This window comes from Cryobacterium sp. PH31-AA6, from assembly GCF_030063195.1.
GTDB lineage: Bacteria > Actinomycetota > Actinomycetes > Actinomycetales > Microbacteriaceae > Cryobacterium.
On sequence record NZ_JASISS010000033.1, the window covers coordinates 14,063 to 27,022 of the forward strand.

Here is a 12,960-nt window from a genome sequence, read left to right on the forward strand (position 1 = left end):
CGGGGCGCGCGGGGCAGCAATTCGGTAGACTGACCCAGACATTCTGACTGGATAGCCGGGAGGCCGCATGGCGACGATCCTCCTGATCTTCCTGATCCTCTCGTTGGTGACGCCGGCACTGACCCGCCGTCTCGGACCGAGGGTCTTCTATCTGGTCGCCCTGCTCCCGGCGGCGACGTTCGTCTTCACCCTCGGTCAGACCGGTCTCGTGACTCGCGGCGGCGCGGCCACCCAGAGCATCCCGTGGATCCCGCAACTCGGGGTGTCCCTCTCCTTCCGTGTCGACACGCTGGCCTGGTTGCTCGCCCTCGTCGTCACCGGCGTCGGAGCCCTCGTCCTGGTCTACTGCGCCCGCTACTTCGCCGCGGAGGAGCCGGCACTGGGCCGCTTCGCCGCCGGACTGCTCGCCTTCGCCGGCGCGATGTACGGCCTGGTCACCGCGGACGACATCGTGGTGATGTTCATCTTCTGGGAGATCACCAGCGTGCTTTCCTACTTGCTGATCGGGCATTACACGTTCAAGCGGGCGAGCCGGGGCGCGGCCCTGCAGGCCCTGCTCGTGACCACCTTCGGCGGACTGGTCATGCTCGTCGGGGTCGTGATCCTCGCGGGGGAGGCCGGGACCACCTCGCTGGCCGCCATCATCGTGGACCCCGTCAGCGGTCCGGCCGCCACCTGGGCGGTGCTGCTGATCCTGGTCGGCGCCCTGTCGAAATCGGCGCTCGTGCCCTTCCATTTCTGGCTGCCGGCCGCGATGGCGGCACCCACCCCGGTGAGCGCCTACCTGCACGCCGCGGCGATGGTCAAGGCCGGCATCTACCTGGTCGCCCGCCTTGCCCCGGGCTACGCGGACACCCCCGGCTGGACGCCGCTGCTCGTCACCCTCGGCGTCGGCACCATGCTGATCGGCGCGTGGCGTTCGCTGCGACAGTACGACCTCAAGCTCGTGCTCGCCTACGGAACGGTCAGCCAGCTCGGGTTCCTCATGGTCGTCGTCGGTTTCGGCACCCGTGACGCCGCGCTGGCCGGGGTCGCCCTGCTCCTCGCCCACGCCCTCTACAAGGCCGCACTCTTCCTGACGGTCGGCATCATCGACCACCGCGCCGGCACGAGGGACTGGCGCCAGCTCTCCGGCGTGGGGCGCAGCGCCCCCGTTCTCGCCGGGATCGCCGGGATCGCCGTGGCCTCGATGGCCGGTCTCCCGCCGCTACTCGGCTACGTCGCCAAGGAGGCCGTCTTCACGGCGTTCCTGGAGGCGGCACTGGCCGGCGACGGATGGGGCTGGGTCGCCCTGGTCGGCACCCTGCTCGGGTCGGTGCTGACGGTGGCCTACAGCGCCCGTTTCTTCTGGGGAGCCTTCGGCACCCGGCCGGCGCTCGCGGACACCGCACTGCATCCCACCCGCTGGGACTTCCAGCTGGCGCCGGGCGTGCTCGCCGCAGCCACCGTGCTGCTCGGCCCGCTCGTCTTCCTGCTCGACCCGCTCCTGGCGCCCTACGCCGACACCGTGCCGGGCAACGGCGACTACTACCTCGCGCTCTGGCACGGCCTCGAACCCGCGCTGGCCCTGAGCGGAGTCGTCGTTCTGCTCGGCGCCGTGCTCTTCTGGCGAAGGAGGGCCGTGGCCCGGCTGCAGGACGCCGTGCCGGCCTACGTCGATGCCGGCCAGGGCTACGGTTACCTCGTGCGCGGCATCGACCGGGCGGCAGCGCGCACGACCCACTTCGCGCAGCTCGGCGGGCTGCCTCAATACCTGTCCACCATCCTCGTCGTGTTCCTGCTGGCGCTCGGTTTCGCCGCCTCCGTCAACCGAAGCTGGCCGGATGCGATCGTGCTCTGGGACTACCCCGGCCAGGTCGTGATCGCCCTCACCGTGGGCATCGCGGCGGTGATGGCCGCGCGCGTCGGCGAGCGGATCACGGCCGTGCTGCTGGCCGGCGTCACCGGCTACGGCCTGGTCGCGCTCTTCGCCTTCCACGGTGCTCCCGACCTGGCCCTGACCCAGGCCCTCGTCGAAACCATGACCATCGTCGTCTTCGTGCTCGTCCTGCGCCGGCTGCCCCGGAAGATCGCTCAGCACAACCGACCTCTGCACCGGCGTCGGCGGGCGGTGATCGGCGTACTCGTCGGTGCGGTGATGGGCACCATCGGCATCATCGCGCTCGGTGCGCGGCAGGGGTCCAGTATCGCGGCAGAGCTGCCGAGACTCGCCCTCGAGGAGGGACACGGCCGCAATATCGTCAACGTGATGCTCGTGGACATCCGGGCCTGGGACACCATGGGCGAAATTTCCGTGCTGATCGTGGTGGCCACCGGCGTGGCCAGCCTCCTCTTCGTCTCCGGCCGCACCGCGGACGTGCCCCGGCTGCGGGAGTCTCGCCGGCGCCGGTCCCTGCTGCATCGCCGTAAGGTCGTCGCCGACCCCGCCGCTCCGTCAGAGGGGCATGCGGTCACCCGTCAGTCCTGGCTCCTCGCCGGGCGCACGGTCGAGGAGAAGGACCGGTCGATCATGCTCGAGGTGCTGGTGCGGCTGCTCTTCCACCCCGCCATCGTCGTGTCCGTCTACCTCCTCATCGCCGGCCACAACGCCCCGGGCGGCGGCTTCGCCGGCGGGCTCCTCGCCGGGCTCGCGCTGGTGTCCCGGTACCTCGCCGGGGGACGCTACGAACTGGGCGAGGCCGTGCCCGTCGACCCCGGTAAGATCCTCGGACTCGGGATCGTGCTGGCGGTCGGGATGGCCGTCGTGTCTCTCTTCTTCGGCGGGATCCCGCTGGAATCCGCTTACGTCGAAACCTCGGTGCCGGTGCTCGGTCATCTCTCCTTCGGCACCTCGACCATCTTCGACATCGGCGTGTACCTGGTCGTCGTCGGCCTGGTGCTGGACATCCTGCGCAGCCTGGGCAGCGAGGTCGACCGGCAACTCGAGGCCGGCGAGACCGAGCCGCGACCGCGCCAGGAAACGGAGGCATCGGTATGAGCGCCTCCCTCACCCTCGTGGTCGCGATGGCGGTCATGTATGCCGCCGGGGTCTACGTCATGCTCGAGCGCAGCCTCACCCGGGTGCTGATCGGATTCCTCCTGGTGGGCAACGCCACCAACCTGCTGGTCTTCATCATGAGCGGCCGACCCGGCAACGCGCCCATCGTGACCGGTACCCCGGCCGACGCCGCCATGGTCGACCCGGTGCCCCAGGTGCTCATGCTCACCGCCATCGTGATCAACTTCGGTATCACGGCCCTCATTCTCGCCCTGATCTACCGTTCCTGGTGGCTGGCGCGGCTGGGCGATGAGGGAGACACCGTCACCGACGAACACGCCGCCGAGACCGTCGAAAGCACGGAGAAGTCGTTCCGTTCGGTGACCGACGACGACGCGGCCAGCCAGGAAGACCTCGACGCGAGCGAGCGCGAGCACGGCAACGAGCACGCGGACGATCGCGGCGACCCGGCCAGAGCCCCGGGAGAGGGGAGGGACCGGTGAACGTCCTCGTGCCGCTCGTCGTCGCCATCCCGCTGCTCGGCAGCGCGCTGACCCTCGCCCTCGGCCGCCGCCGCCCCCAGCAGATCATCGTCAGCGTGCTGGCCCTGACCCTCGTTGCCGCGATCAGCACCGCGCTCCTGGTGCAGGTCGACCAGAACGGCCCCTCCGTCGTGCACGTGGGCGGCTGGCAGGCTCCGTGGGGAATCGTGCTCGTCGTCGACCGGTTGTCGGCGATCATGCTGCTTGTCTCCGCGCTGATGCTGCTCGGGGTGCTCCTGTTCGCGGTGGGTCAGGGCATTGTGGACGGGGACGCGGAGACCCCGGTCTCGATCTTCCACCCCACCTACCTCGTGCTCGCCGCCGGGCTCTTCAACGCCTTCATCGCGGGTGACCTGTTCAACCTCTACGTCGGGTTCGAGATGCTGCTCTCGGCCAGCTACGTGCTCCTGACACTCGGCGGCACCGGCGCGCGCATCCGGGTCGGTGTGACCTACGTTGTGGTGAGCCTGGTCTCCTCCGTGCTCTTCCTCAGTGCGATCGCCCTGATCTACGGGGCGACGGGCACGGTGACCATGGCGCTGATCGCCGACCGGGTGGCGGACCTGCCCCCGGACGTGCAACTGATCCTCAATCTGCTGCTGCTGCTGGCCTTCTGTGTGAAGGCCGCGGTGTTCCCGCTGTCATTCTGGTTGCCCGACTCCTACCCCACGGCCCCCGCCCCGGTCACGGCGGTGTTCGCCGGACTGCTCACGAAGGTCGGCATTTACGCGATCATCCGTACCCAGACGCTGCTCTTCCCCGAGAGTCAGCTGTCGGTGCCGCTGATGGTGGTGGCGTTCCTGACCCTGATCGTGGGTATCCTGGGCGCGCTCGCGCAGGCGGACATCAAACGGTTGCTGTCTTTCACCCTGGTGAGCCACATCGGCTACATGATCTTCGGTATCGCGATGGGCACGCCGCTGGCCATCGCGGCCACCATCTTCTACGTGGTCCACCACATCACCGTGCAGACGAGTCTCTTCCTCTGCGCCGGGCTGATCGAGCGGGTGGGCGGCACCACCTCGTTGGCGCGGCTGGGGGGCCTGTTGAAGGCGGCTCCGTTCGTGGCTTTCCTGTTCTTCGTGGGGGCGCTCAACCTCGGTGGGATCCCCCCGTTCTCCGGTTTCCTCGGTAAATTCGCCCTCTTCCAGGCCGGCGCGGAACTCGGCGGTCCGCTCAGCTACATTCTGTTGGCCGCCGGAGCAGCCACCTCGCTGCTGACTCTTTACGCCCTGGCGCGGGTCTGGAACATCGCGTTCTGGCGGTCGACCGACGAGGTCGAAGCCTATGAGTCACCGATGCTCGATGGGTTGTTGGAAGACCCGGACGACCACGGCACGGTCAAGACGCGCACCATTTCGCCGCTGATGACTGGAGCGACGACGGCGCTGCTGGCGCTGACCGTCTCCCTGACCCTGTTCGCGGGACCGGTATTCGCGCTCACCGCCCGGGCGGCGGACAACATCGAGCAGCCGGCCACCTACATCAATGCCGTCTTCCCGGACGGCTCGCCATGAGCAGCACGAAGCAGCGTCTCGCCACGTTCGTGAACCAGGCGCCCCTGTTCCTGGGGCTCGTGCTGCTGTGGATGCTGCTCTGGGGGTCGTTCTCCTGGCTGAACCTGGTCACCGGCACCGTGCTGGCCTCGATCGTGTCGGTGGGCTTCTACCTGCCGGCCGTGGACCTGGGCCTGCGCCTGAATCCCTGGTATGCGCTGCTCTACCTGATCCGGCTCGGTTTCGACATCGCCAGGGGCTCCCTGCAGGTGGCCGCGATGGCGCTTTCCCCCCGGTACACGCCCAGCAACGCGATCGTGGCCGTGCACCTCCGCACCCGCAGCGACTTCATCCTGACCGTGACCGGCGTGTCGACCTCGATCGTCCCCGGGGCGATCGTGGTCGATGTGGACCGGGTGCGCTCGACCCTCTATCTGCACGTTCTCAATCTGAAGCGGGCGGAACAGGTGGAAGAGTTTCGGAGCGGCGTGCTCGCCGAGGAACGCCGGATCGTGATGGCATTCGGGTCGCGGCAGGACGTGGAACGCCTCCGCCGGGTGAGCGGCGAGGACCGGCGGGAAAAGGACCAGTTCGCCCGCGACGAGCATGCGAGCAACAAACGAAGATGGGGAGGAACCAGCTGATGGAGATCGTTGCCGTTGTCGCCGGGGTGTTGTTCGGGGCCGCCGCCCTCTGCGCCCTCTACCGGATCGTGCGCGGGCCGACCGTGCTCGACCGGGTCATCGCCTCGGATGTCCTGGTCGCCACGGTGATCTGCGCGCTCGGCGCCGAGATGTCGTTCAATCGTCACGCCGACACGCTGCCGGTGCTGCTCGTCCTGGCCCTCTTCGCCGTGCTGGGCTCCCTCAGCGTCGCGCGCTTTCTGCCCGTGCGGGACAGCGAATGAGCGACACCGTGCGCGACGTGATCTCCGCGATTCTGGTGCTCTTGGGAGCGACGATGTGCTTCGCGGCCGGGATCGGCATCATCCGGTTTCCCGACGTGCTGTCGCGGCTGCACGCCGCGACGAAGCCACAGATTTTCGGGCTGATCGCGATCATGGTCGATGTGGCCCTGAACAATTCCACCATCGGAACCATCACCCTGATCATCGCCATCGTGGTGTTCCAGTCGTTGACCGCGCCGGTGGTCGCGCACCTGGTGGCCAGGGCCGCCTACGATAGCCACCGGGTGCGCATTGATGTACTCATCGTCGATGAGCTCGGCACCCGCCCCGACTGATAAGATCTGTCGTGTCGCAACTGGCGTAGCACGAAAGATGGGTCACCATCGGGGAGCGACTGACACGGTTAGTGGCCGCACGCCTGGGCCACGACGATTAATCATCACGTCGTTAACCAATTCGTCTAAGGAGACCCCGTGTCCGATTCTGTGCCATCCACCGTTCTGAACTCCACGTTCAACGAGCCGCTTGAGGTCGTGGACCCCGAGATCGCCGCCGTTCTCGAGCAGGAACTCGGTCGCCAGCGCGACTACCTCGAGATGATCGCGAGCGAGAACTTCGTGCCGCGCGCAATCCTGCAGTCGCAGGGTTCCGTGCTCACGAACAAGTACGCCGAGGGCTACCCCGGCCGTCGCTACTACGGCGGCTGCGAATACGTCGACGTGGCCGAGCAGCTCGCGATCGACCGGGCGAAGGCCCTCTTCGGCGCCGAGTACGCGAACGTGCAGCCGCACTCCGGCGCCACCGCGAACGCGGCCGTGCTTGCCGCCATCGCCACCCCCGGCGACACCATCCTGGGCCTTGAACTCGCGCACGGCGGGCACCTCACCCACGGCATGAAACTCAACTTCTCCGGCAAGCTCTACAACCCGGTCGCCTATGGCGTCGACCCGGAGACGTTCCGCGTTGACATGGACGTTGTGCGCGACAAGGCGCTTGCGCACAAGCCGAAGGTCATCATCGCCGGCTGGTCCGCCTACCCGCGCCACCTCGACTTCGCGGCCTTCCGCAGCATCGCCGACGAGGTCGGCGCCCTGCTCTGGGTCGACATGGCCCACTTCGCCGGGCTCGTCGCCGCCGGGCTGCACCCCTCGCCCGTGCCGTATGCGGATGTCGTCTCCAGCACCGTGCACAAGACGCTGGCCGGACCGCGTTCCGGCTTCATCCTCTCCCGCGACATGACCCTGGCGAAGAAGCTCAACTCCAACGTCTTCCCCGGCCAGCAGGGCGGCCCGCTGATGCACGTGATCGCAGCCAAGGCGACCGCGTTCAAGCTGGCGGCCGAGCCCGAGTTCAAGGAGCGCCAGGAGCGCACCCTCCGCGGTGCCAGCATCCTCGCCGCCCGGCTCACCGCCGACGACTCGAAGGCCGGCGGCGTCGACGTGCTCACGGGCGGCACCGACGTCCACCTCGTGCTCGCCGACCTGCGCAACTCGCCGATCGACGGCCAGCAGGCCGAGAACGCCCTGCACGAGGTGGGCATCACGGTCAACCGCAACTCGGTTCCGTTCGACCCGCGCCCGCCGATGGTCACCAGTGGCCTCCGGATCGGCACGCCCGCCCTGGCCACCCGCGGCTTCGATGACGCCGAGTTCACCGTCGTCGCCGACGTGATCGCCGAGGCGTTGAAGCCGGGCGCCGACATCCAGGGCCTCCGCGCCAGGGTCAAGGTGCTCACCGAGGCGTTCCCGCTCTACCCCGGCCTGCAGCAGTAGCCCCGCTGGAGCCTGCGCCCCGGTCGTCTCGACGGGGTGCGCAGGCGATGCACCGGCGCTGACCCCGTCACCGGCGCCGCGCACAGCGCTCCGTCGGCTTGTCACGGTCGGCGCCCCGCCGGCGCCGACCGGCCGACCTGGTGCCGACCGTGAACCTCAACCGGAACGACCGAATGGAGCTCGCATGAGCGCAATCACCCTCGACGGAGTCAAGACCGCCTCCGCGATCAAGTCCGAACTGATCGAACGCATCACCGCCCTCCGCGCGCACGGCGTCGTGCCGGGTCTGGGCACCCTTCTCGTCGGTGACGACCCGGGATCCCGGTCGTACGTGACGGGCAAGCACCGGGACTGCGCCGAGGTCGGCATCGAGTCGATCCGGATCGACCTGCCCGGTTCCGCGACGAGCGCGGACGTGCGGGCGGCCATCAAGGATCTCAACGACAGCCGGGAGGTGACCGGCTACATCATCCAGCTGCCGCTGCCCGTGGGTCACAACGAGAACGCCATGCTCGAATTGATCGACCCGTCCAAGGATGCCGACGGCCTGCACCCGACCAACCTCGGTCGGCTGGTGCTCGGCATCGAGGGCGAACTGCGTTCGCCGCTTCCGTGCACACCGGCGGGCATCGTCGAATTGCTGCGTCGCTATGAGGTGCCGATCGTCGGGCGCAAGGTCGTTGTCGTCGGCCGCGGCCTGACCGTCGGTCGCCCGCTCGGACTGCTCTTCACCCGCAAGGGACTGGACGCCACGGTCACCCTGACCCACTCGCGCACCGTCGACCTGGCCGGGGAGGTGCGCCGTGCCGACATCGTCGTCGCGGCCGTCGGGGTGCCGCACCTGATTCAGGCCGATTGGGTCAAGCCGGGCGCCGCCGTGCTCGATGTGGGCATCACCCGGGTGACCGACCCGGAGACCGGCAAGGGCACGCTGACCGGGGACGTGCATCCGGATGTCGCCCTGGTCGCCGGCCACCTCTCGCCGAATCCGCGCGGGGTGGGTCCGATGACCCGCGCCATGCTGCTGAGCAACGTGGTGAAGGCGGCCGAGCAGGCCCTGCACCCCTGACCTCGTCGCGCCGGTCGGCGGCCGTTCCGGTCTCCGCCGGTGTGGTGCCGGCCGGTGTGGTGCCGGCCGGTGTGGTGAGTGGAGCGCCGCTGAACTACGCTCGGGGAAACGACAGCGTCGATCACGGAGGTCCCCAGCCATGTCAGAGCCGACAGCGTCCCCGACCGCGCCGGCGGACGGACCACGCGTGCGGCTGGCCCTGTTCCAGGGCCGCGCCGAACCGCTCGACCTTGCGGCCAACCTCGCCATCCTCGACGAGGCGGCCAGGGAAGCCCGCGCGGCCGGCGCAGAACTGCTGCTCACACCCGAACTCTTCGCCACGGGTTATGCCCCAGAGCTGATCCGCGAGTCCGTCTCGGCCGAGGCGGCCGCCGACCTCGACCGTGACCTCGCCGGCATCGCCGCCCGGCACGACATCGCGCTCGTCTACAGCGTGCCGGGTCCGGGCCCGGAGGACGACCGGGCGATCACGTCCGCGCTCGTCGACCGCACCGGACGGGTGCTCGCGCGCTACGCGAAGTCACACCTGTTCGGTGCGGAGGAGCGGGCGAATTTCCGACCGGGTTCGGCGCCGCCGCCCGTTGTCGAGTTCCTCGGGCTGAAGGTCGCCCTGATCATCTGTTACGACGTCGAGTTCCCCGAGGTTGTGCGTGACGCCGCCCTGCACGGCGCCACCCTCGTGCTCGTCCCGACCGCCTTGACGACGGGATTCGAGAACGTCGCCCGGGTGCTCGTGCCCGCCCGTGCCCTCGAGAACTCCGTCACGCTCGCGTACGCCAACCACGTCGGGGCGGAGGCCGGACTGGACCTGGCCGGTGCCAGCGTGATCGTCGGGCCGGACGGCAGCATCCTGACGGATGCCGCGCGAACCACCGGGCTGAGCTACGCCACGGTCACCGCCCCCACCAGCGAGGTCGACTATCTCGCCGACCGAAGGCCCGAGCTGTACCGGTCCTGGAGCGATGCGAGCCACGATCGGCTCGGCCGGCCCGAGTGACCCCGAACGCCCCTCGGATTCCGGATGGTCGTTGGCGCGGACGCCGGAACTCCTCTACGGTCGGAAGCAGTCCGTCGCCGGCGACCCGCAAACCCGGCGTCTCCGTGGACGCGGCCCCCTCATCCAGCTGATCGTGAAGGCACAGACATGACAATGGCATCCGACCTGCCGCACCCGCCCGTTCCGGGCGAGGCCGACCGTCCGCCGATCACGATGCTGAACCCGGACTTCCCGTTCAGCTACGACCACTACCTGGCGAACCCGGCCGGCCTCGGCCACGTGCCCGACCTCAAGCTGGGCACCGAGGTGGCCGTTGTCGGCGCCGGGCTGTCCGGTGTGATCGCCGCATACGAGCTGCTCAGGCTCGGCCTGAAGCCCATCGTCTATGAGGCGGCCAGGATCGGCGGGCGGCTGAAGACGGCCGAGTTCTCCGCGGCACCCGGCGTCGTCGCCGACCTCGGCGGCATGCGCTTCCCGGAATCCGGCAAGGCGTTCTACCACTACATCGACACGCTCGGCCTGGAGACGCGGGAGTTCCCGAATCCGCTCTCCGCCGTGACGCCGAGCACCCTGATCGAGCTGGAGGGCAGGGCTCACTACGCGGAGACCGCCGACGATCTCCCGCCGTTCTTCGCCGAGGTGGCCGAGGCCTGGCGCCGGGCCCTGCGCGAGGAGGTCGACTTCGACGTCGTGCAGGATGCGCTCCGTAACCGGGACGTACCCACGATCAAGCGAATCTGGAATCGAATCGTGGCCGAGCTCGACGAGCAGACGTTCTACGGCTTCATCGCCGGCAGCGCCGCGTTCGCGGAGAAGTCCTTCGCCCACCGGGAGGCCTTCGGGCAGGTCGGTTTCGGCACCGGCGGCTGGGACACCGATTTCTCCAACTCGATCCTGGAGATCCTCCGGGTGGTCTTCACCGACGCGGACGACAAGCATCGGCGCATCCTCGGCGGCGCCCAGCGGCTTCCCGACGGTCTCTGGTCGCACGCCCCCGCGGATCTGGTGCACTGGCCGAAGGGAACCTCGGTCGCGAGCCTGAACGGCGGGGTACCGCGCGGCGCCGTGGCGTCGATCAAGCGGGCGGAGGGCGGCGGCATCCGGATCACCGAGAAGTGGGGGGCGACCCGCGAGTTCGAGGCGGCCATCGTCACCTGCCAGTCCTGGTTGCTCTCCGCCCGGATCGACACCGAGGAGACCCTCTTCGCGCCGGAGATGTGGACCGCGATCGAGCGCAGCCACTACATGCAGTCGTCCAAGACCTTCGTCATGGTGGACCGCCCGTTCTGGAACGACATCGACCCGGAGACCGGACGCCACGTGCTGAGCATGACACTCACCGACCGGCTGCCGCGGGCGACCTACCTGCTCGACAACGGCCCGGACCAGCCCGCCGTGATTCTGCTGTCCTACACCTGGAACGACGACGCACTGAAGTTCCTCTCGCTCAGCGCCGACGAACGCACCGACCTGATGCTGCACTCACTGAAGAAGATCTACCCGACCGTGGACATCGCCGCGCACATCGTCGGCGAGCCGATCACCGTGTCGTGGGAGGCCGACCCCAACTTCATGGGCGCGTTCAAGAACAACCTGCCCGGCCACTATCGCTACCAGGAGCGCCTCTTCGGGCACTTCGTGCAGGAGGACAAACCGGCCGCCGAGCGAGGGATCTTCCTCGCCGGGGACGACATCTCCTTCACGGCAGGCTGGGCGGAGGGCGCGGTGACCACGGCCCTCAACGCGGTCTGGGGAACCGTGCGGCACCTCGGCGGAGCATCGGCGCCGGGGAACCCCGGTCCCGGCGACGTCTGGGACGAACTCGCCCCGGTCGTCCTGGGCTGATCCCCGGTCGCGCCGGGCCGCTGGGCCTGCGTCGGGCCGGGCCTCCGTCGGGCTCGGCCCCGGTTGCCCCGGGCCTCAGTCAGGCTGGGCAGCAGTCGGGCAGGGCCGCCGGGCCGCAGTCGGGCCGTGCCTCAGCCAGGCTGGGCAGCCGCACTGGCGCGGGCGCCCGGTCAGTCCTGCGGCGCGGCCAGGGAGGCCTCGTGCAGGACCGAATGTTCAAGATACGCCTCGGCATTGTGGCGGATGCCGGCCACCTCGTCGTCCGTGAGCGCCCGGCGCACCTTCGCCGGCACCCCGGCGACCAGCGAACGGGGCGGCACCATGCTGCCCTCGAGCACGACGGCCCCCGCGGCGACGAGTGAACCCTCACCGATGACGGCGCCGTTGAGGATGGTCGCCGACATTCCGACGAGCACATCGTCCTCGATCGTGCAGCCGTGCAGCACGGCGCCGTGGCCGACGGAGACGTTACGGCCCACGATCAGGGGGAAGCCGTGATCGACGTGGCAGGACACGTTGTCCTGCAGGTTCGAGCCGGCGCCGATCCGAATCGGCTCGGCCTCGGCGCGGAGCACCGAGTTGTACCAGACGCTGGCGTGCTCGGCCAGGGTGACGTGGCCGACAAGCACGGCGCCGGGGGCGACGAATGCGGAGGCGGCCACGTTCGGTCCGGGTCGGTCGGCGAGGGTGATGATGCGGGCGGCGCTGTCGGCAGTCATAAGCGCCAGCCTACTGCGCCCCCGGTCCCGCCTCACCCTGCCTCCCATCGCGCTCCCACCCCGCCGAACTGTGAGAAAGACACAGTTTTGGGCCCGGAAAACGGGCATAAGTCACAGTTCGGCGGGCTGGGAGTCGGGAGCGGTGCGGGGATCGCCGGAGGCGCCGTGGCCGGGCGGCGTCTAGTCTGGCTGCATGGTGAATACCGCTCATCCTGCCGTCGACCGGGTACGTGAAACTCTGCGCGGGCACGGTCTTGATCCCGAGATCCGGTGGTTGGACGACGCGGCTACCACGGCGGTCGCGGCGGCCGCCGCACTCGGCATTGAGGTCGGCGCGATCGCGAACTCTCTCGTCTTCACCCTCGACGAGGAGCCGCTGCTCGTGCTCACCTCCGGCGCTCACCGAGTGGACACGGCGTGGCTGGGGGAGCGCCTCGGCGGCACGATCGGGCGCGCACCGAAGGACCTGGTCAAACACGCGACCGGGCAGGTGATCGGCGGAGTCGCGCCGGTGGGGCATCCGTCGTCGCTGCGCACGCTGGTGGATGTCGCGCTCGCCGAATTCCCGGTGGTCTGGGCCGCCGCGGGCCACGCCCACACGGTCTTCCCGACCACCTTCGACGAATTGCTGAGGAT

The 12,960-nt window shown here is 69.2% G+C and carries 12 protein-coding genes and 1 riboswitch; of the genes, 11 read left to right on the forward strand and 1 reads right to left on the reverse strand.

Annotated elements, in window-relative coordinates; translation table 11 throughout:
* The first annotated feature begins 67 nt into the window (after positions 1 to 67).
* From QMG61_RS15780 to QMG61_RS15825, 10 genes are all read left to right on the forward strand, one after another.
* Positions 68 to 2,977: a Na+/H+ antiporter subunit A gene (locus QMG61_RS15780; protein WP_283495293.1), complete on the forward strand. Its 2,910-nt coding sequence runs from the start codon at positions 68 to 70 to the stop codon at positions 2,975 to 2,977.
* On the forward strand, positions 2,974 to 3,480 hold the full coding sequence (locus QMG61_RS15785) for a sodium:proton antiporter (RefSeq protein WP_283495294.1): 507 nt from the start codon (positions 2,974 to 2,976) through the stop codon (positions 3,478 to 3,480). Before QMG61_RS15780 ends, QMG61_RS15785 begins: the two co-directional genes overlap by 4 nt.
* Positions 3,477 to 5,036, forward strand: coding sequence for a Na+/H+ antiporter subunit D (locus QMG61_RS15790; RefSeq protein ID WP_283495295.1), 1,560 nt, complete (start codon positions 3,477 to 3,479; stop codon positions 5,034 to 5,036). Before QMG61_RS15785 ends, QMG61_RS15790 begins: the two co-directional genes overlap by 4 nt.
* Positions 5,033 to 5,659, forward strand: a complete 627-nt coding sequence (locus QMG61_RS15795; RefSeq protein WP_283495296.1) for a Na+/H+ antiporter subunit E — start codon at positions 5,033 to 5,035, stop codon at positions 5,657 to 5,659. Before QMG61_RS15790 ends, QMG61_RS15795 begins: the two co-directional genes overlap by 4 nt.
* Positions 5,659 to 5,922 (forward strand): MrpF/PhaF family protein, encoded by a 264-nt coding sequence (locus QMG61_RS15800; RefSeq protein WP_283495297.1) that lies wholly within the window; start codon positions 5,659 to 5,661, stop codon positions 5,920 to 5,922. Before QMG61_RS15795 ends, QMG61_RS15800 begins: the two co-directional genes overlap by 1 nt.
* Positions 5,919 to 6,257, forward strand: a complete 339-nt coding sequence (gene mnhG, locus QMG61_RS15805; protein ID WP_283495298.1) for a monovalent cation/H(+) antiporter subunit G — start codon at positions 5,919 to 5,921, stop codon at positions 6,255 to 6,257. Before QMG61_RS15800 ends, mnhG begins: the two co-directional genes overlap by 4 nt.
* Positions 6,258 to 6,262: 5 nt before the next feature.
* Positions 6,263 to 6,353, forward strand: a riboswitch (ZMP/ZTP riboswitch).
* A gap of 42 nt (positions 6,354 to 6,395) precedes the next feature.
* Complete coding sequence (glyA, locus tag QMG61_RS15810) at positions 6,396 to 7,694, forward strand: serine hydroxymethyltransferase (protein ID WP_283495299.1); 1,299 nt, start codon at positions 6,396 to 6,398, stop codon at positions 7,692 to 7,694.
* A 184-nt stretch (positions 7,695 to 7,878) separates the two neighbouring features.
* Positions 7,879 to 8,763 (forward strand): bifunctional methylenetetrahydrofolate dehydrogenase/methenyltetrahydrofolate cyclohydrolase, encoded by an 885-nt coding sequence (locus QMG61_RS15815; RefSeq protein ID WP_283495300.1) that lies wholly within the window; start codon positions 7,879 to 7,881, stop codon positions 8,761 to 8,763.
* A 139-nt stretch (positions 8,764 to 8,902) separates the two neighbouring features.
* Positions 8,903 to 9,760 (forward strand): nitrilase-related carbon-nitrogen hydrolase, encoded by an 858-nt coding sequence (locus QMG61_RS15820; RefSeq protein WP_283495301.1) that lies wholly within the window; start codon positions 8,903 to 8,905, stop codon positions 9,758 to 9,760.
* A 147-nt stretch (positions 9,761 to 9,907) separates the two neighbouring features.
* Positions 9,908 to 11,605 carry a flavin monoamine oxidase family protein gene (locus QMG61_RS15825; RefSeq protein ID WP_283495302.1) on the forward strand — a complete coding sequence of 566 codons (1,698 nt, stop codon included), beginning with the start codon at positions 9,908 to 9,910 and terminating at the stop codon, positions 11,603 to 11,605.
* A 170-nt stretch (positions 11,606 to 11,775) separates the two neighbouring features.
* On the opposite strand, the gene QMG61_RS15830 is transcribed toward QMG61_RS15825, so the two are convergent.
* Positions 11,776 to 12,324 carry a gamma carbonic anhydrase family protein gene (locus tag QMG61_RS15830; RefSeq protein WP_283495303.1) on the reverse strand — a complete coding sequence of 183 codons (549 nt, stop codon included), beginning with the start codon at positions 12,322 to 12,324 and terminating at the stop codon, positions 11,776 to 11,778.
* Positions 12,325 to 12,517: 193 nt separating this feature from the next.
* Here QMG61_RS15830 and QMG61_RS15835 point away from each other — a divergent pair.
* The coding region (locus QMG61_RS15835) for a YbaK/EbsC family protein (RefSeq protein ID WP_283495304.1) at positions 12,518 to 12,960 on the forward strand (443 nt) is incomplete at its 3' end.